Source organism: Streptomyces marokkonensis (genome assembly GCF_008312835.1).
Classification (GTDB): Bacteria; Actinomycetota; Actinomycetes; order Streptomycetales; family Streptomycetaceae; genus Streptomyces; species Streptomyces marokkonensis_A.
Genome location: NZ_VSKS01000038.1, coordinates 1 through 20,469, shown reverse-complemented (window position 1 = coordinate 20,469; position 20,469 = coordinate 1). Strand labels below are relative to the sequence as shown.

The following is a 20,469-nucleotide window of genomic DNA, read 5'->3' as shown; positions in this document are numbered from 1 at the left end:
GCGCGTCCCGCTCACCAGACCGGCGGAGCCGGTCTGGTGAGGCTCCATCCGCTGCGCTCCCGGAGCTGGAGGGGCCTCCGCTGCGCTCCAGCCACCCCGGGGCGCTGCGCACCCCAAAGGCCGACCCGCTGCGCGGGTCGGCCAACGGGCCTTCGGCCCGGGCATCTGGAGGGACCGGGGCTGTGTAATCCGGAACGGGCTGTCAGCGGACCACACAGCCCCGTGGCGGAGCACGATCGGGGCTGTGTGGTCCGCGGGAAGGGTGACGAGCTCTCAGCCGTGAGCGGGATGGCGGGTGCTCGGCAGCTTGTGCGGGGCAGCGTGGTGCACGGGTCGGCCCGTTGCGGGAACGGCGAGGCGCCGCAGGGCAAGGCTCGCAGTGACGAGCAGTACGGTGAAGACGGCCAGGAGGAGGACGGACACCCACATCTGCCGACTCCCCGGGGCTTGCCAGCCCGTCCACGCCGCAGATCCCGTCCACAGCAGGAGGGCTGCAGCGTAGAAGGAGCGGATACGGCGCAGTTGCCGCTCGGCCCGCAGGAACTGGATGCGTTCGGTCTTCGGTTCCATGCGGCACCGTGTACCCCGATGCGTGATGCCCATCGGGGTCGGACAAGATCGTGGAGGGGATCCGTCGGAGGGTCTCGTAAGTCCGCATCTCAATGTGATGCGGCATGTAGCATTGGCGTAAAGCAGGGACACCCTGTAGCAGGGGCGGGGGGCATATCAGCCTCGGTGCTTAGCGCTGCAGCGTCTGATGACCTGGATACCGGTCGAGCTGAGCGCGGCGGTGGTCACCGTACTTGGGGAGGAGCGGGATTGTGGGCTGGTACGTGCTGGTGGAACGGGTCACGGGGAGTCTGAACTGGTGGACAAGATCCCCGTCGAAGGCGGAAAGGAGGAGGCCCTTGCGCGCGCCGAGGAGACCGCTCGCACCCGTCGCCCGAGGTACAGCACCGACTCCAGCCCGTGCGGCCGGCTGGTCTTCCGTACGTCACCGACGAGCTGGCTCGTGGAACTGACCAAGTCGTCCTGGAGCAAGGGCGACAAGTCGCCGACCACGTCCACCGAGCACTTGAACATCCGTCTGGCCGAACTCGTCCACGTGCCGGAGCTGATCCCTGCCGAACCTCTCAAGAAGGGCCGCTTCGGCCGGTGAACCCATCGCGCTGGCTCACCCTCGTACCGGCCGAGACTCCAGGGAGAGCGCATGGCAGATGATCGCGGGCCTTCGCCCCTCGACCGGGACTCCGCTTATGAAGATGCCTCGATCTTCGTAGATGCGGAGGCTGCCCTGCGGGTCGTAGCCCGGCTTCGAGATGCCCTCGGCATCGTCGAGGACGACAGTCCAGAGCTGACCGTCGGGGCGCTGCGCGTGTCCGGCGCGCATAACGACTACGCCACAGGCCGGCGCGCCCACCCCTTCGACTTCCTTCAGTGGCCGACCGTGCTGGAGTGCGAGGCCACCGCGGGAACGCCGGCCGAGGTGGTGCAGGCCGTCGCGGTCGTGCTCGAAGCGCTGTGGCGTGGCGGCTTCAAGGCCCTGGCTGCCTGCGACTTCGAGGACGAGCTGCCCGCACGTGGCGGGATCGACAGGTACCCATACCCCGCTCCTGCCCTCGACAGGGGCGCGGTCTCTTTGGGCACGGGCACGTGGTGGAAGAATTTGACTTCGCCCGGAAAAAGGAAAGTTCGAAATCTGTGATCAGCCTCCGGGAACATCAGGTGACCCAGAAAACGGCGATTCGGGAATGGGTCAGACTTTTTGCAAGATCGTCCGTGCCCGCTGAGGGAGCGCGGGGCACTCTGGTGTCCGCGACCGGGTCGGGCAAGACGATCACGGCTGCCGCGAGCGCGCTGGAGTGCTTCCCGGGCGGGCGGATCCTGGTGACCGTGCCGACTCTGGACCTGCTCGCGCAGACCGCCCGGGCGTGGCGTGCGGTCGGGCATCGGGCGTCGATGGTGGCGGTGTGCTCGCTGGAGAACGACCCGGTGCTGGGCTCGCTGGGGGTGCGCACCACGACGAATGCGATCCAGCTCGCGCTGTGGGCCGGGACCGGTCCGGTGGTCGTGTTCGCCACCTACGCCTCCCTGGTAGATCGTGAGGACTTCGACGACCCGATGGGTCAGGGGAAGGTTCGTGGGCCGCTGGAAGCCGCTCTGGCGGGCGGGGAGCGCCTGTATGGACAGCAGATGGACGGTTTCGCGCTCGCCATCATCGACGAGGCCCACTCAACCGCGGGTGATCTTGGTCGGCCATGGGCGGCGATCCACGACAACCAGCGGATCCCCGCCGACTACCGGCTCTACCTCACCGCCACCCCGCGCATCCTCGCCTCACCCCGCCCGCAGAACGGCGCGGGCGGAATGGAGGTGGAGCTCGCGAGCATGGCCGACGACCCGGACGGCACCTTCGGAGCGTGGCTTCCCGGCGCCGAACTGGGGCTCTCGGAGGCGATCGAGCGGGGCGTCCTCGCCGGATTCGAGATCGACGTCCTCGAGGTCCACGACCCCTCCCCCATCGTCGGGGACTCAGAGGAGGCGCGGCGGGGCCGGCGCCTGGCGCTGCTGCAGACCGCACTTTTGGAGCACGCGGCGGCGTACAACCTGCGTACCGTCATGACATTCCACCAGAAGGTTGAGGAAGCCGCCGCGTTTGCAGAGAAGTTGCCGAAGACCGCAGCCGAGCTGTATGCGCGCGATACCTCCGAGAAGGACCTGGCGGCTGCGGAGAAGCTGCCCGCGTCGTCGATCGGCGCTGAGTTCTACGAGCTGGAAGCCGGCCGGCACGTGCCGCCGGAGCGGGTGTGGTCGGCGTGGCTATGCGGCGACCACCTCGTCACCGAACGACGCGAAGCCCTCCGCCAGTTCGCCAACGGCATCAACGCCGACGGCCGCAGAGTGCACCGGGCGTTCCTCGCCAGCTGCCGCGTCCTCGGAGAAGGCGTCGACATCACCGGCGAACGCGGAGTCGAGGCCATCTGCTTCGCCGACACCCGCGGCTCCCAGGTCGAGATCGTCCAGAACATCGGCCGGGCACTCCGGCCCAACCGCGACGGCACCAACAAGGTCGCGCGGATCATCGTGCCCGTCTTCCTCGAGCCCGGCGAAGACCCCACCGACATGGTCGCCAGCGCCTCGTTCCGCCCCCTCGTCGCGGTTCTCCAGGGCCTGCGCTCGCATGACGAGCGCCTGGTCGAGCAGCTCGCCTCCCGCGCCCTCACCAGCGGCAAGCGCAAGACCCACATCCAGCGCGACGAGGACGGGCGGATCATCGCAACCAGCGGGGCCGACGGCGAGGAGCAGGAGCAGGACGATACCGACGCCGCTGCCGAGTCGCCCCTGCTTCATTTCTCCTCTCCCCGGGACGCGGCGACCATCGCGGCGTTCCTGCGCACCCGCGTCTACCGGCCCGAATCCCTGGTTTGGCTGGAGGGCTACCAAGCCCTGCTGCGGTGGCGTGTCGACAACGAGATCACCGGGCTCTACGCCGTCTCTTACGACGTAGAGACCGAGGTGGGGGCGACGAAGTCGTTTCCGCTGGGGCGGTGGGTCCATCAACAGCGGAAGGCGCGGCGGGCTGGGGAGCTGGAGGAGCGGCGCAAGAAGCTACTCGACGCGCCGGAAGCTGGCATGGTCTGGGAGCCAGGTGAGGAGGCGTGGGAGACCAAGCTCGCCACGCTGCGCTCGTACCGGCGGGCCACGGGGCACCTGGCCCCGCGGCAGGACGCCCTGTGGGACGACCTCGCCAACGGCAAGCCTGTCCCCATCGGTCAGCTACTGGCCAATCTCAGACGCAAGGGCGGCCTCGGCAAGAACCCCGAACGCGCGCAGACACGGGCCGCACAGCTGACCTCGATCGACCCCGACTGGAACTGCCCCTGGCCACTGGACTGGCAACGCCACTACCGCCACCTCGCCCACCTCGCCACCGACGAACCCGGCGGAATCCTGCCCGACATCGCACCCGGCGTGCAGATCGACGGCGACGACATCGGACGATGGCTGAAGCGACAAACCCAGCCGACCACCTGGAAACAGCTGTCCACCGAACAGCAGGACCGGCTGACCAAGCTCGGCGTGCAGCCCGCCCAGGCGCCGCCTCCCGCCTCCGCGACCAAGGGCGCGGCAAAGGGGCCGACCAAGGCGCAGCAGGCCTTTCAGCGTGGCCTGGCCGCCCTCGCGCAGTGGGTGGAGCGGGAAGGCGCTCACCGGCCCATCCCGCGGAAAGCGGTCGAGGTTCTGCCCGACGGGACCGAGACGAAGCTCGGCGTATGGGTATCCAACGCCCGCGCCAGGCGAGACCGGCTGGATGCAAAGCAGCTGCAGGCACTGCGGGAGCTCGGCATGGAGTGGGCATGACACCGCCACCGACCCATGGCTGACCAAAGGACAGCGAAAGCCCGCAGTCCCGAGAGCATGAGCGTCGGGACTGCTGGCTGCAGGCGCAACTGGTGCCTCAGCTGCTGTCGCCACTCTGATCAGTCTCTGCGTCCGAGGCCTCCTGTGCGACGGTCACTCCTGGGACGAGGCGATCGGTGTCCGATAGTTCCAGCGCGCGGTGAACTCCGGGGATGGGCGGGGGATCGTTGTCCGCCACGATGATCTGCAGGTCGTCGATGTGCTCGCGGGCAGCGGTGAGCAGGGTGGCGTACATCTTGCGTAGCCGTTCGAGATCGATGCCTTCGTGGCCGACGGCAGGATCGCCGTGCGGGCGGTCTGGCCGGACGCCTCGCAGGCCGTGTCATGCCCACACGCGGGCGTACGCATCACCCCGCGGCCACGACAACGGCGACGCCGCGTGGACATCGCCTGCACCGACGGCTCCTGGCTGACCGTCCGCGCCCCCCACACCCGCTCCGCCGACCAGATCCGCACCCTCCTAGCGCCTTGAGGTACTGGGCCCGCCGCCGCGAGCGCGGAGCACCAGGAGGTGCCAGAGGTCCGGCTTGGTGCATGGATCGGGAACCAGTGAAGCTGGGCCGCCGCCCTTTCCGCGGAACGCGTGGAACAGCTCTCCGCCATCGGCATGCGCTGGGCATAGAGGTACGCGGACGAGCCGCGAGGCCAGGCAGGTGATCCTGTCCGGCCTCGCTGTCGAGGGGTCAGCCGTCCTGCTGTGCAGGCTTCCAGTGCTCGGTCAGCTCGTCTTGATGGGCGCCCAGCCGGCGTCGTAGGCCTGTCCGGTGAGGGCGTCGACCCGGTAGGTTTCGACGGGAGCCGGTGCCTGCGCATCGTCGGTCTGTCCGGCGTGGGGTGAGGTCACGTTCACGAGCCAGTAGGGCTTCCACGTGCCGTCCCGGTCGTCCGCCTCCACGGTGACGGCCTCGGTCTGGAACTCGGCGTCGGTCTTCCGTTGGCCTGCAGCTGCGCCGTTACGGCCTTGTTGACGTCTTTCTCGGCCTGCCGTGCGTCGAGCTTGGCCTCGGGGAGGTCGGCTCGCGTCGGGCCGAGGGTTACGTCGATCTGGGATACGCGTCCGGCCTTGTCGATCTGGACGTCCAGCATTCTGGGCATCAGGACGTCGTTGTGAGTCCATCGCCAGTTCGTCATCCAGCCCAGGCTGGCCTTCTCGCCGACGGGATCGGTCTCCTGCAGGGTCGCGCTCTTCGCCCAGGGGTATTGCCGGCCGGCGTACGCTTGCGCGATCTCGTGTGCCTCGCGGGCGCTGGTGGGGGCTTTCGCCCCCTTCACCGGGTATCCCATGGCGGTGGGCCGGTCGCTGTCCTCGAGGAGTACGTTCAGGTGCTTCTTGTCCGGCCAGGAGAGGCTGCCGTTCCCGAACAGCTCGGAGTGGCCCTTCTCGCCACGGATGTGCAGGTTGAAGATGACGTTCTTGCGCGAGGTGTCCAGGCAGGGCTGCTCATACAGCTGGCCGATCGTGTACCGGTCGCCGAACGCTTCCCTCACCGCCGCCTCGACAGCGCTCTTCTGGTCTGTACCGGCTGCGGAGAGGCCGCTGCCGTCGACGTTGGTGAAGGCGAGCATCGGCTGGGCGACGCCCGAGCCCAGCAGCAGCAGTGCGACAGAGGCGATCAGTGCGCCCTTCATGCCGCCCTGCCACAGAAGCGACTCGCGTACGGCCAGTACGGTTGCGGCGATGGCGAGTCCCGCCAGTCCGCCGATGATGTTCATCTCGGCGTCGGAGCTGTCGCACACGCGTCCCAGGCCGTCGACGGTGGCCTGCGTGAACTCGATGGCCAGGGGCAGAGTGATGACGCCGACCAGGGCGGGAAGGGGCCGGCGGGCGGCCAGCAGGGCAAGGGCGCCGACCGGCACCATCATCGCCAGGTTCCACAGCCCCTGCGTGGTGTGGAAGGGCTCGGTGAACTGATGGTTGAGGACGCACATGCCGCTGGCCGGCCCGGCGCCCATGAAGGTGACGCCGAGGACACCGGTGACGGCGAAGGCCAGTCCAGACCACCACAGGCCGTGAGCGTTGCCCAGCCGGCGAGCGAGTGCCCATGCCGCCCCCGAGAATCAGGGCGGTCACAGTGCACGCGACCAGATAGCCGACGTGGTTCTGGAAGATCGCGGAGAACACGGCGGGAGCGGATCGGGGGTATGCCCTTCACGAGCGGGACCAGGGCCTGGCTGTCGTGGACGTTGGCGCCGGAGATCCCGACAAACAGGGGCAGACCGGTCCGCTCGGTGATCAGATGGATCTTCGAGCCGTACTTGCCCCGGTCGACAGGATTCGGACCCGTCAGGTCCCCCTTTTCAGGGCCCGCATGTTGACCGAGTCGATCGCGCACCGCGACCAGTCCAGGTCGCCGCGGGAGCCGAGTTCGTCGAGGACCAGGCGGTGGAGCTTGGCCCACACCCGGGCCTTCGTCCATTCGGTGAAGCGGCGGTGGGCCGTCGCGCCCGACGGGCCCAATGAGGCCGTCGGCAGCTGCTGCCATGTGCAGCCCGAGGTCGCCACGAACACAATCGCGGCCAGCACCTCACGGTCGCTGTGACGACGCCGGCCACCACCTTGAGGCCGCGACGGCGCCTCCGGCACCACCCGCTGGAACAGCTCCCACAGCTCATCCGGCACCAGCCGCTCAACGATCCCCGCCACGGCAGCAGCCTACCCAGCCAAATGAGATGACTTGTAAGCAGCACAGGGCGGCGGTGGCTTTATTCACGACTCGTGACGGCGGTTGTACACGGGCTTGGGAGGCACCCGTTTCCACGGTCGGGCAGTGTTGCGTCGGGGTGCTCCCGGTGAAAGGCCCCGGTCATGCCGTAAATGTCGAAGGCCGAGCTGTACGCGGCGATCCGGCGGGACCACCAAGTCGGCATGACGATGCGGCAGCTGGAGCGCAAGCACAGCATTGCCTGGCGGACGGTGCGCAAGGCCCTGGGCCCGGCCTGGCCGGAGCCACGCAAGCCGCTGCCGCCGCGGCCGTCAGCGCTGGATCCGTACAAGGCGGTGATCGACGGAATCCTGCGGGCGGACCTGGGTGCGCCGCGCAAGCAGCGGCCCACGGACACCCGGATCTTCCACCGGCTGATCGGGGAAGACGGCGCCGACGTGTCCTATGCGTTGGTCAGGGGCTATGTCGCCGGCCGAAAGCCTCAGATCGCGGTGGAGGCGGGCACGGCGCCCATCGAGGTTCATCCCGCACGCCCCTCCGCCCGGCATTGAGGCGGAGGCCGACTTCGGCGACGTGGCCGTGCAGCTGGCGGGAGAGCGTGCGAGGAGGAGACCTCAAGCGGGCAGTTTCGTGTCGATGACGAAGCTGATTTCGATGACCTGGCCGGGCAAGGTCAGTTCAGGGACGCCCAGGACCGTGCTGGCCGGGCGGTGGTCGCCGAAGTACCCCAGGTTGCCCTCCGCCGTTGCCGCGGCGTTCTGCCGAAGGTTCACCACGTACAGGGTCTGCGAGACGACCTGGTTCCGGGTGGAGCCGTAGTGGTCCAGGACCTTGTCCATGTTGGCGTAGGTCTGCTTGAGCTGGGCGGCGAAGTCGCCCGCGTAGAGGAACTCGCCTGCCTCACCGAACGAGAGCTGTCCAGAGACATGGATCAGCTCACCGGACTTGATCGCCTGTGAGTAGCCGAAGTCGCTCTCGGCCGGCACGTTGTAGTTGAAGACGTCCATGGTGGTCACGGTGCGCGCCCCTTCCGTGTGCTCTCTTGTAGTTACTCAGGGACTGTAGGAGAGTGATGGCTGAACTGGAAGAACGCACTTTTCCGTGACTGAGGAACCTAATGGTGACCAAGCAGCTGCTCAAGGGCCTGCCCGAGGACGCTGACCTGCGGCGCGCAGACTCCCTCGCGCGGGAGATCTTCTCGGACGTCGCCAACAAGTGGGCGCTCCTGATCATCGAGGCGCTCGGCGAGCACACCCTGCGCTTCAGCGAGCTGCGCAACGAGGTCGAGGGCGTCAGCCACAAGATGCTCACCCAGAACCTGCGCATGCTGGAGCGCAATGGCCTGGTCGACCGGAAGGTGCACCCCACCGTGCCACCGCGAGTCGAGTACACCCTCACCGAGCCGGGCCGGGCCCTGCGCACCGCGGTCGACGCCATTTGCGGCTGGACCCACCAGTACCTCGGGCACATCGAGAGTGCACGCGGCCGTTTCGACGCCTGACGGGCCAGCAGCGACACCCTCGCGCGTTGCGCGATTCCTTGATCGATCTCACGTCGGTGGCACCGACGTGGCCCGCCCTTCACCTGATCGGGCTGCCGAGCCATCCCGTGCCACAGTTTCAGAAACAGACATGTCACAGGCGGCTGACCGTCCCATGGACTTGCTGCTTTTTCTCGCTTCAAGATCACTAACTGCTGCCCAAACCAGCGGACAAACGCTGCTGTTTGAAGTGAACGAATTGAAGTGAACGAAGCCACCTACCGCAACCCCCCAGCGCAACTCCCTGGCGCAACTCCCTGGCGCAACACTGGGAGCAACAGGGCCGACCGCCGCCACCCGGCGGCTCCCCCCTCTTCACCGCCCGGACGCTCCAGCGGCCGGGACAGCGCGGAGGCGAGCCGACGCGCAACAACATCCAGGACGCCCGAGCCCTCGCCGGGCCGACCTCTGCCCCAGCCCCGCCCCACACTCTCCTTCTTCCTGATCGTGGGTGGCTGACGGAGGCTCCAGGGGGATGTCAGCCTCCCGACCATGCCCGAAACCGCAGGGTGACCTGCGACATCGCAGAGGCGCTCGCACGGGTGGCGCAGCAGATATCGCAGGGGTTGTCGCAGGAGGTAGTGCAGGAGTTGTCGGCGGGGTTGTCGACGCCTGCGCCGTCAGTCCCGGCGAGACCACCATCGGCGCCGCCTGCCCGAGTCCGAGGGGTACTCGGCCTTCCCGGCCTCCACGGGCGCCGGCACCGACGAGGAGGCGGCGGGCGCCGGGGACGGCTGCGCGGGGCGGGGGATGGCCGCCCGGTCCGGAGCCGAGGTCGGCGCCGCCGGGGCGCGCTGCAGGTCCTCGATGTGGGTGGCGCGTTCGTCCAGGCCTGCCTGGAGGTGACGGGCCTCGGCCTGCGCGAGCGGGCGGGCATTGCGTTCGTCGGCGAGCGCCAGGGCGTGCTCGTGGCGCAGCCGTTCCAGTTCGGCTCGCAGAGCCGCCGTCGTCTCGTCGGGAGCCGTGTCCGTGTGGGTCCCGGCTGCCGGGTCATCGACGCCCTTCTCTTCTTGTAGGGGGTGTCAGGGGGAGCGGGGGCGTTGAGGCGGAACCCGGCGGCGAGCAGGTCTTCCACGGGGATGAGCCAGCCGCGGTCGTCGTCGAGCACGGCCCCGGGCAGCTCGCCGGCCTCCCGGCGGCGCCGGATCGTCGTACGGCTCACGCCGCACGCGGCGGCGGCTTCGCGCTGGGTCAGCAGAGGGCGAGTGGTGCTCATGACTCCGTATCCTGCCCGGCCGCCATCCTCGGCAGCAGACCGACGCACAGTCACCGTCCTGCGTCGACCCGGCGATCGGCCCGCCAGTAGTCAGTAGGGGGGCCCGAACATCCGGTCCCCAGCGCCCCATAACAACAGGGAGGCCGGTAGCGAAGCGGTCCGGCGTATTCAAGCCCGGTCGCCAGCGTATCCGCAGATCAGAGCTCTTGAATGCGGTCTTCCCGGTGGGCAGAGTCCACCGCACGGCCGACCGGGCACCCAACGCACCAACTTCTGTGACCACGCCCACATTTGACGTATCAGTGCAGGTCAGGCCGGGGTTGCGGAGCTAACCCCGGCATCAGCGAACCTGACGCCCGCTGTCGGAGCCCTCTCCCCGAGACGCAAAGGGTGAAGGCAATCCACGCTCCGCCATCCACCGCACGCGGATCCGCCGCGTGCTCACACCTTGTGGGGGGACCTCGTGTCCACGCTTGCTCTGCTCGTCGTACTGCTCTGGGTCATCGTCGGCCTGGCGGCCGTCGTCGGCCTCGGCCTTCTCGTCTTCCGCCGCCCGCGGCTGAAGGGACCGGTCATGGTCTCCCTGACCGCCGCCACCGTCCTGGTCGCTTTCCTGGCCTGGATCACTCAGGCCGGCGCACTGTCCGATGGAGCCGAGCCCCGCCACCCGGTGGCGCCAACCGTGCGGATAGGACGCTGACCTGCCGTGGTCGGGCCTGTGGTCGGGGTGTACAGCCGGAGACGGAGAACGGGTTGCACACCACTGCGGGCGGCACCCCCCACGGTGGGGGTGCCGCCCGCAGGGCGGTGTCATCGTCTCGTCAGCCGTCGTTCTGCGGGGTGTAGGCGGTGGTCGGGTCGTAGCCGCCGGCCAGCAGCTCCTGCGCGCGGATGTCCCCGGCCGCGGTCCGGCCGACCGCCACCGCAGCCTCGATCTCCTTCAGCGAGACGACGTCAATGTAGTCGCCGTTGCCGCCAGCGGCCACGATCATCCGGGCCGCCTTGCACACCTTGCGCTGACGCAAAGTAGGGCTGGCGTAGTCGTCCGCCGTTGCCGCCATTTCCAGAAGGCGGGATCCACTGCAGCACATTGTTGAATTGGCAACCGATACCCCTCTGAGAAAAATTTGAGGTTTTCCAGCGCGAAGATCAGCCATTATATTAGCCGATTTACCCGGTTCGGGCGGCCGGAAGAGTCTCCGGTGAGAAATCGGTACCCATTGTCCGAATTTTCCCATCGGGCGGTTCCGGCCACTCGGTAAAAGCGTCTGCCGGCCGAGCCCGGCGCTGGTTACTGTCCCTCTCGCCTCCAGGGCTTCTGGAGGCGCGGGCGTTGCCCAGCGCACACGGTTTCCAGACCATGAGGTGCGCCGGGCGTCGTGCCCGCACCGACCGGCAAAGGGACATGCTGGTGAAGTCCAGACTTGCCCGCATCAGTACGGCCGCCTCCCATTGTGGTGCTCACCCTGGGCGCCGGCGCGCCGCACGCCGCTGCCTTCGCAGCAGGTGAGGACCTGCCGGACGACGAGGTTCTCATCGGCGTCGAGGTCGAGGGCCAGGAACTCGAGGAGGACCTGCCCGTTCCGGGCGAGCCCGAGGACACGGTTACGCCGGAGGCGGACCTGCCCGGTGTGGAGCCGGAGAGGATCGAGTGCAAGCCCGGCTGGTTCTTCAAGATCACCAAAAACAAGAAGAACACCATGTCCGTCAAGTACGACACCTTCGTCGAGAACAAGACGTCCCGGACTCTTGATTTCAAGTTCACCTCCAAGAAGTCCGGGACGACCGAGGTGGGCGGGTCGGTGACTCTCAGCACGGAGATGAAGGTCGTGGTTCTCGGCTCCATCAAGGGGGAGATCAACGCCAACGCCAAGAAGAGCTGGACTTCGGAGATAGGCGTCGAGACCTACGGAAAGGTTCCCGCGAAGAGCATCGTGTACGGCGACTACGGAATCCTCAAGGAAAAGGTCTACGGGTACAAGTACCACCGCGGCAGCGCCTGCCAGAAGTCCAACAAGCAGTACATGACCGTCTGGGCCCCCTACCGCGAAGGCTGGCGCGTCAGCTAGCCCTCGCGCCCGGCCCTGACACCAGGGCCGGGCACCCCGCCCTCACTCCCGGGAGACCCCGTTGCGTCGCTCCACACTCACCGCTGCCGCCGTGGCCACACTGTTCCTCGCCGGAGGCTGCTCCGACGAACCCGAGGCGAAGCGTCCGAGCCCCACCGCTCCGACCGCTTCCTCCGGCAAGCCCACACAGGCACCAGCCACACCGCCACCCAGCCTGGACCTGCCCAAGAACGCGCAGACACTGGTAGCCGAGACCACCGGCAACAAGGACCAGGAACTGCCCGCATTCACCCCGCAGGAAGGCGCCTACACCCTCTACGCGGCGTGCGAGGGCAAGGGCAAGGTCTCGATCGTGGACCGAGACAGCACCAACCCCCACCCGGTCACATGCAACGGGGTGGGCACCGTGGGCGTCGTCTACGAGGACAAAAAGCCCCAGCACCTCACCATCCAGGTGACCGGCGGAACGTCCGTCTGGACAATCGCGGTGGTCTCCGGAAACCACCAGCCCTGACACAGCCTTCGCCGGGGCCCACGTCCCCGTGCCGGCCAGATGCCAGACCCTGGACCCCGGCCCCATGACACCGCAGCTGAGACCCCCCAGCCGAGACCCTGAAAGGCATTCCGGCGACCGAACAGGACGCGGCCCCGCCCAAGGCGAGCCTGGGCAGGGCACGGATGCGGGAGACGAGTGTGCTCACCTCACCGCCCTGAGACTGGACGTGGGTGCAGGCTCTCGCTCTCCGCCGTGGCCTTGTTGCCCCCTCCGAGCAACAGGACCAGGGCGGTGATGACCACGGCGGCGGAGGCGATGGCGTCGACGATGTCGCCGCGGCTGGCCGGTGCGGAGGACGCGCGGGTGTGCCGGTAGACGATGCAGCCCACCACGATGCCCACAAGCAGGATGGCCACGCCGAGGAGATCGACAGCGGTCGCCAGCCTGCGAGGAGTAAAGACGCGACGAAGGGGGGCGCCGTGCGGTTGACGATCGACACCGAGACGGACACGTACGAGCAGGCGATGGCCGCCGTCCAGGCCGCCTATGGGCTGCGCCCGGCCGTATCGGTAACCTGGCCGGCCGCGCCGACGCCAGAACCCCGCCCCGGACCGCAGGACCTCGCCGAAGACCACCTCGCACACGGCTGGACGGACCGGCTGCTGTTCCACATGATCGCAGCGCTGACGCCCAAAGCACGCGCGATCCTTGCGCCACATCACCTACCTGAACGGCACCGCCTGCTACGACGACGTCCAGCAGCACTTCGCCGGCCACCCGACACGCCCCATCCCCCTCACCCAAATCGGCGGGACGCTGACCAGCCTCGCGGCAGCGCAACGCCGCATCGGCCCAATCGACACGGATCCACTGCTCCAGCGCAACGAACACACCCGCCGCTACCGCACCGACCCCGTGCTCGTGGAAGGCCTCCGGCGCGCCTTCACCCTCGCCGACACCCGCCCCTACCTCCTACGCCACTGACCCACCAGAAAGGCTGTCACCGGTCGACGCGATCACCACGCACGGCTTGCGGGGCCAGACGCGAGTCACCGGTCGGCAAAGCGCAAGGCTGCTGACCGGTTTGCCGCAGGTCAGTCGGTATCCTGCTCGCCGACGATCAAGAAAACGCGGTACGCCCCACACGGACCGCTCCGCCGAAGAAGGGCCGGGATCCGTGGACAAAACGCCGCAGTCGATAACCGTCGATCCCGTGTCGAGCATGCTCATGATCCCGGCCGGGAAGCCGAAGTTCGCCCTGGGGGTCGGCCTGTGGGACGACACTCTCAAGCCCTTCAACGCCTTCGTCCAGCGCGAACTCATGGACGCCGAACGACGGAAACGGAAAGGGCTGCCGCCCGCGCCGGGCACCCTCGACGGTGAGCGGCGGCTGCACGTCACGGTCCAACTCGTCCCCCGCCCCGACAACGACTACAACCCCCACGCCATCAGTGTGGCCGCGCCTCCCTGGCACGGCGGCACGGACATCGAGCGGCACCTCGGCTACATGTACGACCGCAACCTGGTGTCCCTGGGCGCGGCCCTGCGCAGTCTGGCGACCCTCACGGAGCGGCCGCTCGGATGCCGCGCCTTCGTCGACCTCGCGCCGTGTCACCGTGACGAACGGGACGAGGACGAATACGACTGGGACGACCCCGAAGACGCCGTCCACCGTGTGCGGGGCGCCGAGGGAACCGAGTACCGGATCGACGGCCCCCGGCTGATGCTGCCCTGGTGGGAAGACCTCCAGACGATGGCCGTCGACTGCGCCCGCACCGTCCGGCCGGAGCAGATCCTCGGGTTCATCGGTCACTGGACATCCTGGGAACCCGGGGCCCGTGAAGCACTCGTACAGCGGACTCAGGACGAGGAGTTCACCGTCACCCTGCGCGCCGAGCAGCAGGTCGTCCGCGTCTATTACCAGGACCTGTGCCTCAGCACCCTGGAAACCGGCTCCGGAGGATACTTCGACCGCACCATCCAACGGGTCAAAGAACTCGGCGGGACCGCCACAGCCCAAGCAGAAGAACACCAAGGCGCACTGAAACTACTCGTGGAGGACAGCACCCCGCTCATCGCTGACTGAACCGAAACCCGCGCCGTCTACAACCAGGAGCACACCCAGACCAAGGACACCACACCAACCACCAAGTGACGGCTACAGCATCGCCCACCGCGCCAGCCGATGACCCGTGTCATCCTCATGTCAGTGGTGGGCCCTCGCCTACCTTCACCGTGACCAGCGGGAGAATGGCCGGCCACGGCCGACTGTGACTGTCAGCCACCGGCACCAGCACCAGCACCAGCACCAGCACCAGCATGAAGCCGACCATCGCAGTTGGTGATCATGGTGCAGTGCTGCGCACAGGGTGAGAGAGTGCCGGTGATGAGCGGGGACAAAGCACTGCGTCGGACCGAGGGCGGTCGGTGGGTGGTGAGCCGGGCCCGGGTCATGCAGCACACCGGGGCGTCCGCGGCCACCGTGGCCCGCTGGTACGGCCGACGCGAGCAGTACCCGGACGGGCTGCGCTTCCCGGAAGTGGCGTGCACGATCGAGCGCGTCCACTACTACGACCAGGAGGCCGTCGAGGCGTTCTGGAGCAAGTGGCGCCAGGACGTCGGCACCGGCCGGCCGCAACGCGCGGGCCGGCCCCGCGGGGACGGCCGGGGCAACCACGGAGGCGGCTGGGGCCGCGCCCGACGCGACCAGGCCGTCGCCACCGCCCTCGAGGAAGTCAGGCAGGCCGGCGGCTACCGGCACGGCATGGCCGCTCAGTTGGCGCATGAACGCGGTGGCAGCGAACGCAGTTGGCAACACGCCGTAGCCGAAGCCCGCCCCCTGTACGAGCACGAGGACGACCGGGGTTGAGCAGGTCCACCGCGTGCGGCCCGCAGCGCGCGTGCAGTTCCCGGTGGATTTCGCCGGTCACCGCCCGGCGTCGCCGAACAGGGCCAGCGCCGCGACCTTCATGAGCTTGTCGGCTCCCGCGACGGCGGCCTGCAGCACGTGCTCGGGGTCTCCGGCGCGGTGGTGCCGGATCCGGGCGGCCTCGAGGAAGGCGTTCTCCAGGGCGATGCGGCACAGGCTGGGCAGAGCAGAGCCTCCATCAGACCGGGAGCGGTTCACTGGTCAGTGTTGGCGCGGTGGCGACGTCTCTATGCCTGGCCGGACAGGTCGGCCGCCAAGAGATCGAGTGTGACCTCCTCATGGAGCGCGACCCCGCGTGCAGTCATGGCTGGGGCGAGACCCGGGTCCCAGGCCGCGCTGACGGGCTGGCCGTCGAGCGGCAGCTGAGGAATTCCCCCGGCCCGGCTGCGAGCGGCCAGGTGATCGTAGTCCTCGGCGTTCATGCGCCATGGCTGGGCTCCGTAACGGCGGATGATCCGGTTCGCCAGGGCGATGCCCGGCCAGTCGAAATCACCGTGGTACGCAAAACAGCAGCCGGCGGCGACGAGGGCGTCGAGGAGGGTGAGGACCACCGTGGCGGCGCTGCCGGAGGTGCAGCAAAGGTCTGCCGTGGATGCGCGGGTGCGCGCCGGGTGAGGATGACAGGCTTCGGTGCGGGTTCGGCCGAGGACTGTCGAGACGAACGCCGGGGCCGGGCACAGGCAGGACGACCAGACCAGGGAGTGCACACCAGGGGGCTGGATGCAGGCAGCGTCCGCCGCGGCTTCCACCACGCGCGGATTCTCACAGATGTGGATCACTGTTGCGGCAGGTAGTCGCAGCTGCAGGTCGTGCAGATCGCGTGGTGTGAGGTGGGCTTCGGCATGATGGTCGGCCCGCTCCCGCAGGGCCTGCTCCCGCCAGCCTCCGCCGACGGGCCGCAGCCCGTAGGCCAGCACTGTGCTGGAGACCTCGTCCGGTGTGACGGACACAAGCCGGGCAGGTGGGCGACCTTGCAGCCGGCGTCCCGGGCGACCGTCGGGGGCAGGGCTCCGATCGAGGCGGGCTGGTCCACGATCACCAGCACGGTGACGAACTCGGCGGCCAGCTTGTCGAAGACGGCCCGCAGCTTCGGCTCGCTGTTGGGCAGCTGCTTGTTGAAGACCTTCGTCCCGGCCGGGGTCAGCCCGTGCCCGGGATGGGCGCTCTTGCCGACGTCCAGGCCGAGGAAGACGCCCACGTCGTCGATGTCGGCCAACCCCTCCTCCCGGGCAGCGTTCCTGCGATGCCGGCCAGGGCGCTGGCGTCGTATGCGCGCATCCACGTCATGCAGACCTGCCGCCGGCAAGCGGCCGGGCATTGCGCCAGGCCAGGCGGTAGCCGGACCTCTCATCAGCGTCTCCAGCGGCGCCTCCCAGGCCCGGTGACACCACCCTCCAGGTCATCCGTTCGACAGGGGGGAACAGTCATGCCGGGCCCGGAGGCCAGCGGTCCTCTTGCAGGACCGCTGAAACCATGACGGGGGACCATCCCCGCGGGTACGGGGAGCAGCCGATCCGGCCCAGGGGTCCGAAAGGGCGTCATGGGGCTGTCGGCGACGGCTTTGGGCGGCGCTCTGCGGCCTTGAGCTCGAGGTCCGTGGACAGCTTGGAACGTCTGGGACGTCCGGCGCGTTCGCGGCCGCGGTGGTGGGCCAGGTCGGCGTCGTATCGGCCGTAGTCGTGCGGGCAGCTGTTGCCTCGCAGCTCCCGGCTGACGGTCGAGGGTGCCCGCCCGAGCAGGCCGGCCATCTCCCGGATCTCCAAGGCCGCGACCACGCAACGAGGCGATCCTCCGATGCTCCGACAGCGACAAGTACCCGCCCGGACGTGAGGCTTCCGGGAGACGGTCCGGTTGCAGGCCACCGTTCTCCGCCCGCCACCGGTCGCCCGTCTTACGCCCGATCCCGAGTTGCCTGAACACCTCGACGCTGCCCACCCCGGACGCCAGACGGCGCCAGTACTCGGCCTCGGGCTCCAGTCTGCGCTTGCGTCCCCGCCTCGCCATCAACACTCCACAATGATCAAGGGATGTTGCGACAAGCGTCAGAACCCAAGCGACCGTACCGGTCCACTTTTCAACCGTCGCCGACAGCCGCCGCAACAGCCAGAGCTCTGAGTCGCGGCGGCCGTGACGACGGCGAGCGTCATCCGCTCCGCGGAGCACCCGGGTGCCCGGCTCACGCTCCCGCACGCAGAACGAGCGGTGGACCCGCGTTCCGGTCGCAATACGGCATTGAAGCTGCGCATTGCCTGCCCGGCATCAAGGGAGCCCACGAGAAGGGCGAGGTCGAGGGACAGATCGGCTGCAGCGTCACGGGGCTTCTCGATACTCCACGGCGCGGCCGATGAGTTTGTGGCTCCCGGCCGGTCCAATCTCGTGACACCCTGGAAAGGACACCGCCATGTCGGAGCTTCTCGTCGACTTCATCACCTCCCTCGACGGCCACGCATCGGGAGAGGGATGGCCCGGATTCTGGGGCCTCGAGGGCCCGGAGTACCTCGCATGGCTCGGCGAGCAGCCCGAGGCCACCTACCTGATGGGAGCGAACACCTACCGCCTGATGTCAGGGTTCGCCGCAGGCAAGGTCCCCAACGGCCAAGACGAGTTCAGGCCCGAAGAAGAGGCGTCCGTCGACGAGCTCACGCAAGCGTCCAAGGTGGTGTTCTCCTCCTCGCTCGAGGAGCCACTGACATGGGCCAACTCCACGCTCGTCCGCGACGACGCCGTCGAGGCGGTCCGCGCCATGAAGTCGAGTGGCTCGGGGCTCCTGAGCACGATCGGCAGCCTCAGCCTGTGCCGGTCCCTGCTACGAGCCGGACTCGTCGACCGCTTCCGGGTCGTGATGTTCCCGGTGATCACCGGGGCCACCGGCGAGGAACGCATCTACGACGGCTATCCGGACGTTGCCCTCGAGATGATCGGGCACCGCACCTTCGACGGCCGTATCCAGCTGGTCGAGTACAAGCCCCGCGTACTCGAGCACCCGCCGCTCGGCGTCCCCTCGTGACACCGCCCCCGCCCGTCGGCCCGGACGGCTCCCATGCCACGCCGGCAGGCGCGGAGCACGTGCGACTTGATCTTCTGGCCCCCGGAGCGGGAACTGTCGGCCAGTGAGGTGGTCGACCACGCCCTGACGTACCGACCGATCACTCTGTTCGCTCCCTGAGCGGGGACGACAGAGCCGCTGCGCGACCGACACCCGATGCCAGGAGCTCCCCCCGGCGCGAGGACGACGAAACCCCCGCCCCGACGCCTGGTTTTGGCTCCCGCATTCGCTACGGAGGCCATGACCAGGTGGCCCCCATCGGAGCCGGGGGGCGACCGGGAGCTCCCCGGCTTCGGTGATCGGCACATACCGGACCCCGGCGGCGGCCCGGGCCATGCGGTACTCGGGCCACCAGAGGTGGCGCGCGCGGCGGCGCACCTAGAGGGGGTGGCGTTCCCGGACCGGTGGCAGGAGTGGCGGCAACTGCCCTCGTCCCCGTCGGATGAGGAGATGCGGGAGCGCCTGGCTCCGTACCACGGGGGCCTGCGAGCCTTCTGCGGCAGGTCGGCGGAGCGGGGCTGTGCGGTGGTCAAGCACTTCTCGTTCTGCCACGCACGGGACTCCAGGTCGGTGGCCGCTCAGCTGGCCAGCTGAAGCACCCAATCACCACCCCCACCAGCAAGATCACGATTTGCGGCTGGGTACTGAGCCGTTTCCTTCGGATCATGAAAGATGGCTGTCGGTAGACAGGACTGTACTGAGCAAGGCGCGAACGAGGGGACGTGATGACACTCGTCATCGAGCTGCGGCGAAGGGTCTCAACCTCCCGAACCGGACGGAAGCCAGGGCCGCGTCCCGCAGCAGGGACGCTGGAGCGGATCGTCGTTGTCGGCGAGCTCTGGGCAGCCGTCGAAACGCTGGGACGACACCGGCTGCCCCTTCTGGCTGACGTAGATCCTTATGGGGACGCGGTGTTGCGTGGCGAGGCAGTGGACCGGATGGTGCGGGAGCTGGAAGGTTCGGATCTTGCCCGGCTGAGAGGTGCCGAGAGCGAGGCCATCTCGACGCTGCTGGCCTGGGGCCGGCGCTGCCGTGTGGACCAAGACCTGCTCATTGCCTTCTCGGGCGATGAGAGCGTGTCTCCTTGATCGGCTGGTCAGTTGACCGGATGTGTCTGTCCGGTTAGTGATCACTGATGCGATGTGGGCCCGGATCGAGCCGCTGATGCCGGCCGATCCGGTCCGTGGACGGCGGTGGGCCGACCACCGCCGAACCCTGGAGGCCATCGCGTGGAAGTACCGCACCTGCTTGCCCTGGCGGGACCTGCCCGGCGAACTCGGCTCGTTCCAGACCGCTCACAAACGGCTGATCAGGTGGGCCATGGACGGCACCTGGGAACGGATCCTTGCCACGCTTCTGGCACCAGCCGACGCCGGTGACGGCATCGGCTGGACCGTCTGGGTGGACTCCACCGTCTGCCGCGCTCACCAGCACGCCGCCGGAGCCAGGAAAGAGGGGCGCCGGGCCGGGCCGAACCCGGCAACCACGCACTCGGACGCTCCCGCGGCGGCCTGAGCACGAAGGTCCACGTCGTCAGCGACAGCCGCGCACGGCCTCTGGTCCTTCGCGTCACCACGGGCCAGGCGGGCGACGCACCGGCCTTCGAGACTGTCATGGCTGGCATCCGTGTTCCGCGAAGCGGACCCGGAAGGCCGAGAACCCGGCCGGAGGCGGTCCTAGCCAGCCGATCGGGCCTACTCGTCCCGCGCGATCCGGAGCCATCTCCGCCGACGCGGCATCCGCGCAGTCATTCCACAGCCGTCCGACCAAGTCGGCCATCGTCGGCGGCGTGGCCGCGCCGGCGGCCGCCCGCCCGCTTTCGACGCCGAGGAATACAAGCAGCGCAACGCGGTCGAACGATGCATCAACCGGCTCAAGCAGTGGCGCGGCCTGGCCACGGACGGACAAGCTTGCCATCGCCTATCAAGCATCCGCCGGGGCCGGCTCCCGCCCACCACCGAGAGGCCATCAGCGGTCGTAGTAGGTGCGGGAGGCGGGATCGTGGAGGGCGGCGAACGCGGAGAGGAACATCGCTCGTTTCAGCTGCCGGTTGCCGCCTCGGGGGGCGTGCTCGCCGTGGATCGACGT

The 20,469-nt window shown here is 68.6% G+C and carries 23 protein-coding genes and 6 pseudogenes; 16 read left to right on the top strand and 13 right to left on the bottom strand.

All coding sequences use genetic code 11. The features are described 5' to 3' along the window. Positions 1-273: 273 nt before the first annotated feature. Positions 274-570: a hypothetical protein gene (locus tag F1615_RS35045; RefSeq protein ID WP_149553081.1), complete on the bottom strand. Its 297-nt coding sequence runs from the start codon at positions 568-570 to the stop codon at positions 274-276. 298 nt (positions 571-868) lie between these two features. Between F1615_RS35045 and F1615_RS35040 the strand changes: the two genes are divergently transcribed. From F1615_RS35040 to F1615_RS35030, 3 genes are read left to right on the top strand one after another with little or no spacing between them, the layout of a single operon-like run. Then, a complete protein-coding gene (locus tag F1615_RS35040) occupies positions 869-1,159 on the top strand; it encodes a hypothetical protein (RefSeq protein WP_149553080.1) in 291 nt (96 codons plus the stop codon). A 51-nt stretch (positions 1,160-1,210) separates the two neighbouring features. Continuing rightward, a complete protein-coding gene (locus F1615_RS35035; protein ID WP_149553079.1) occupies positions 1,211-1,705 on the top strand; it encodes a hypothetical protein in 495 nt (164 codons plus the stop codon). Further along, positions 1,702-4,362: a DEAD/DEAH box helicase gene (locus F1615_RS35030; protein ID WP_149553078.1), complete on the top strand. Its 2,661-nt coding sequence runs from the start codon at positions 1,702-1,704 to the stop codon at positions 4,360-4,362. Before F1615_RS35035 ends, F1615_RS35030 begins: the two co-directional genes overlap by 4 nt. 97 nt (positions 4,363-4,459) lie before the next feature. Here F1615_RS35030 and F1615_RS35025 read toward each other — a convergent pair whose 3' ends face one another. From F1615_RS35025 to F1615_RS35010, 4 genes and pseudogenes are all read right to left on the bottom strand, one after another. After that, a complete protein-coding gene (locus F1615_RS35025) occupies positions 4,460-4,657 on the bottom strand; it encodes a hypothetical protein (RefSeq protein WP_149553077.1) in 198 nt (65 codons plus the stop codon). A gap of 483 nt (positions 4,658-5,140) precedes the next feature. Further along, positions 5,141-5,266: a hypothetical protein gene (locus F1615_RS36930; protein ID WP_280118921.1), complete on the bottom strand. Its 126-nt coding sequence runs from the start codon at positions 5,264-5,266 to the stop codon at positions 5,141-5,143. A 2-nt stretch (positions 5,267-5,268) separates the two neighbouring features. Beyond that, positions 5,269-6,375 carry a VanZ family protein gene (locus F1615_RS35015; protein WP_244328966.1) on the bottom strand — a complete coding sequence of 369 codons (1,107 nt, stop codon included), beginning with the start codon at positions 6,373-6,375 and terminating at the stop codon, positions 5,269-5,271. Positions 6,376-6,485: 110 nt separating this feature from the next. Then, positions 6,486-7,066: pseudogene (locus F1615_RS35010) on the bottom strand (IS5 family transposase); the annotation flags it as partial. Positions 7,067-7,237: 171 nt separating this feature from the next. Between F1615_RS35010 and F1615_RS35005 the strand changes: the two are divergent. Beyond that, positions 7,238-7,636, top strand: a complete 399-nt coding sequence (locus tag F1615_RS35005) for a hypothetical protein (protein ID WP_149553076.1) — start codon at positions 7,238-7,240, stop codon at positions 7,634-7,636. A gap of 63 nt (positions 7,637-7,699) precedes the next feature. Here F1615_RS35005 and F1615_RS35000 read toward each other — a convergent pair whose 3' ends face one another. Beyond that, complete coding sequence (locus tag F1615_RS35000; RefSeq protein WP_149553075.1) at positions 7,700-8,101, bottom strand: RidA family protein; 402 nt, start codon at positions 8,099-8,101, stop codon at positions 7,700-7,702. Positions 8,102-8,202: 101 nt separating this feature from the next. Here F1615_RS35000 and F1615_RS34995 point away from each other — a divergent pair, with 101 nt between their 5' ends. Both F1615_RS34995 and F1615_RS36735 read left to right on the top strand, forming a co-directional pair. Continuing rightward, positions 8,203-8,586: a winged helix-turn-helix transcriptional regulator gene (locus F1615_RS34995; RefSeq protein WP_149553074.1), complete on the top strand. Its 384-nt coding sequence runs from the start codon at positions 8,203-8,205 to the stop codon at positions 8,584-8,586. A gap of 848 nt (positions 8,587-9,434) precedes the next feature. Then, the gene (locus F1615_RS36735) at positions 9,435-9,641 is read left to right on the top strand and encodes a hypothetical protein (protein WP_244328965.1); all 207 of its coding nucleotides are present in this window, start codon (positions 9,435-9,437) and stop codon (positions 9,639-9,641) included. Between the two features lie 53 nt (positions 9,642-9,694). On the opposite strand, the pseudogene F1615_RS37275 reads toward F1615_RS36735, so the two are convergent. Next, positions 9,695-9,841: pseudogene (locus F1615_RS37275) on the bottom strand (helix-turn-helix transcriptional regulator); the annotation flags it as partial. Between the two features lie 463 nt (positions 9,842-10,304). Here F1615_RS37275 and F1615_RS34985 point away from each other — a divergent pair. Then, positions 10,305-10,541, top strand: a complete 237-nt coding sequence (locus F1615_RS34985) for a hypothetical protein (protein ID WP_149553072.1) — start codon at positions 10,305-10,307, stop codon at positions 10,539-10,541. Positions 10,542-10,662: 121 nt separating this feature from the next. Here F1615_RS34985 and F1615_RS34980 read toward each other — a convergent pair whose 3' ends face one another. Continuing rightward, positions 10,663-10,902, bottom strand: coding sequence for a hypothetical protein (locus F1615_RS34980; protein ID WP_149553071.1), 240 nt, complete (start codon positions 10,900-10,902; stop codon positions 10,663-10,665). A 363-nt stretch (positions 10,903-11,265) separates the two neighbouring features. On the opposite strand from F1615_RS34980, the gene F1615_RS34975 reads away from it, so the two are divergent. Beyond that, positions 11,266-11,910 carry a hypothetical protein gene (locus F1615_RS34975; protein WP_149553070.1) on the top strand — a complete coding sequence of 215 codons (645 nt, stop codon included), beginning with the start codon at positions 11,266-11,268 and terminating at the stop codon, positions 11,908-11,910. A 91-nt stretch (positions 11,911-12,001) separates the two neighbouring features. Beyond that, positions 12,002-12,424 carry a hypothetical protein gene (locus tag F1615_RS34970; protein WP_149553069.1) on the top strand — a complete coding sequence of 141 codons (423 nt, stop codon included), beginning with the start codon at positions 12,002-12,004 and terminating at the stop codon, positions 12,422-12,424. Between the two features lie 188 nt (positions 12,425-12,612). On the opposite strand, the gene F1615_RS34965 is transcribed toward F1615_RS34970, so the two are convergent. After that, entirely contained in the window at positions 12,613-12,822 is a 210-nt protein-coding gene (locus F1615_RS34965; protein WP_149553068.1) for a hypothetical protein, read from the bottom strand. A gap of 292 nt (positions 12,823-13,114) precedes the next feature. On the opposite strand from F1615_RS34965, the gene F1615_RS36730 reads away from it, so the two are divergent. The 3 genes from F1615_RS36730 to F1615_RS35880 all read left to right on the top strand — a co-directional run bounded on the left by F1615_RS36730 (position 13,115) and on the right by F1615_RS35880 (position 15,275). Next, positions 13,115-13,390 (top strand): hypothetical protein, encoded by a 276-nt coding sequence (locus F1615_RS36730; protein ID WP_244328964.1) that lies wholly within the window; start codon positions 13,115-13,117, stop codon positions 13,388-13,390. A 229-nt stretch (positions 13,391-13,619) separates the two neighbouring features. Then, positions 13,620-14,492 (top strand): hypothetical protein, encoded by an 873-nt coding sequence (locus F1615_RS34955; protein WP_149553067.1) that lies wholly within the window; start codon positions 13,620-13,622, stop codon positions 14,490-14,492. A 300-nt stretch (positions 14,493-14,792) separates the two neighbouring features. Continuing rightward, a complete protein-coding gene (locus F1615_RS35880; protein WP_167533956.1) occupies positions 14,793-15,275 on the top strand; it encodes a hypothetical protein in 483 nt (160 codons plus the stop codon). A gap of 57 nt (positions 15,276-15,332) precedes the next feature. Here the strand turns inward: F1615_RS35880 and F1615_RS34950 are convergent, their stop codons facing one another. The 4 genes and pseudogenes from F1615_RS34950 to F1615_RS34935 all read right to left on the bottom strand — a co-directional run bounded on the left by F1615_RS34950 (position 15,333) and on the right by F1615_RS34935 (position 17,110). Continuing rightward, the gene (locus F1615_RS34950) at positions 15,333-15,533 is read right to left on the bottom strand and encodes a hypothetical protein (protein ID WP_244328963.1); all 201 of its coding nucleotides are present in this window, start codon (positions 15,531-15,533) and stop codon (positions 15,333-15,335) included. Between the two features lie 29 nt (positions 15,534-15,562). After that, positions 15,563-16,297: pseudogene (locus F1615_RS34945) on the bottom strand (DUF2399 domain-containing protein); the annotation flags it as partial. After that, positions 16,285-16,551: pseudogene (locus F1615_RS34940) on the bottom strand (IS110 family transposase); the annotation flags it as partial. The pseudogenes F1615_RS34940 and F1615_RS34945, both read right to left, overlap by 13 nt. 322 nt (positions 16,552-16,873) lie before the next feature. Then, positions 16,874-17,110, bottom strand: a complete 237-nt coding sequence (locus F1615_RS34935) for a helix-turn-helix domain-containing protein (RefSeq protein ID WP_149553065.1) — start codon at positions 17,108-17,110, stop codon at positions 16,874-16,876. 626 nt (positions 17,111-17,736) lie between these two features. Here F1615_RS34935 and F1615_RS34930 point away from each other — a divergent pair. The 4 genes and pseudogenes from F1615_RS34930 to F1615_RS34915 all read left to right on the top strand — a co-directional run bounded on the left by F1615_RS34930 (position 17,737) and on the right by F1615_RS34915 (position 20,362). Continuing rightward, positions 17,737-18,342, top strand: a complete 606-nt coding sequence (locus F1615_RS34930) for a dihydrofolate reductase family protein (protein ID WP_149553064.1) — start codon at positions 17,737-17,739, stop codon at positions 18,340-18,342. 63 nt (positions 18,343-18,405) lie between these two features. Beyond that, positions 18,406-18,501 (top strand): annotated as a pseudogene (locus F1615_RS36725) (e9imm peptide); the annotation flags it as partial. Between the two features lie 605 nt (positions 18,502-19,106). Continuing rightward, the gene (locus F1615_RS34920) at positions 19,107-19,469 is read left to right on the top strand and encodes a hypothetical protein (RefSeq protein ID WP_149553063.1); all 363 of its coding nucleotides are present in this window, start codon (positions 19,107-19,109) and stop codon (positions 19,467-19,469) included. A 22-nt stretch (positions 19,470-19,491) separates the two neighbouring features. Further along, a pseudogene (locus tag F1615_RS34915) lies at positions 19,492-20,362 on the top strand (IS5 family transposase). The last annotated feature ends 107 nt before the right edge of the window (positions 20,363-20,469 follow it).

Excerpts from the sequence above, each read along its gene's own strand:
- F1615_RS35045 (WP_149553081.1), bottom strand. The coding sequence starts at position 570 with ATGGAACCGAAGACCGAACGCATCCAGTTCCTGCGGGCCGAGCGGCAA.
- F1615_RS35035 (WP_149553079.1), top strand. The coding sequence starts at position 1,211 with ATGGCAGATGATCGCGGGCCTTCGCCCCTCGACCGGGACTCCGCTTAT.
- F1615_RS35025 (WP_149553077.1), bottom strand. The coding sequence starts at position 4,657 with ATGTACGCCACCCTGCTCACCGCTGCCCGCGAGCACATCGACGACCTG.
- F1615_RS35015 (WP_244328966.1), bottom strand. The coding sequence starts at position 6,375 with ATGGGCGCCGGGCCGGCCAGCGGCATGTGCGTCCTCAACCATCAGTTC.
- F1615_RS35005 (WP_149553076.1), top strand. The coding sequence starts at position 7,238 with ATGTCGAAGGCCGAGCTGTACGCGGCGATCCGGCGGGACCACCAAGTC.
- F1615_RS34995 (WP_149553074.1), top strand. The coding sequence starts at position 8,203 with ATGGTGACCAAGCAGCTGCTCAAGGGCCTGCCCGAGGACGCTGACCTG.
- F1615_RS34980 (WP_149553071.1), bottom strand. The coding sequence starts at position 10,902 with ATGGCGGCAACGGCGGACGACTACGCCAGCCCTACTTTGCGTCAGCGC.
- F1615_RS35880 (WP_167533956.1), top strand. The coding sequence starts at position 14,793 with ATGAGCGGGGACAAAGCACTGCGTCGGACCGAGGGCGGTCGGTGGGTG.
- F1615_RS34930 (WP_149553064.1), top strand. The coding sequence starts at position 17,737 with ATGTCGGAGCTTCTCGTCGACTTCATCACCTCCCTCGACGGCCACGCA.
- F1615_RS34920 (WP_149553063.1), top strand. The coding sequence starts at position 19,107 with ATGACACTCGTCATCGAGCTGCGGCGAAGGGTCTCAACCTCCCGAACC.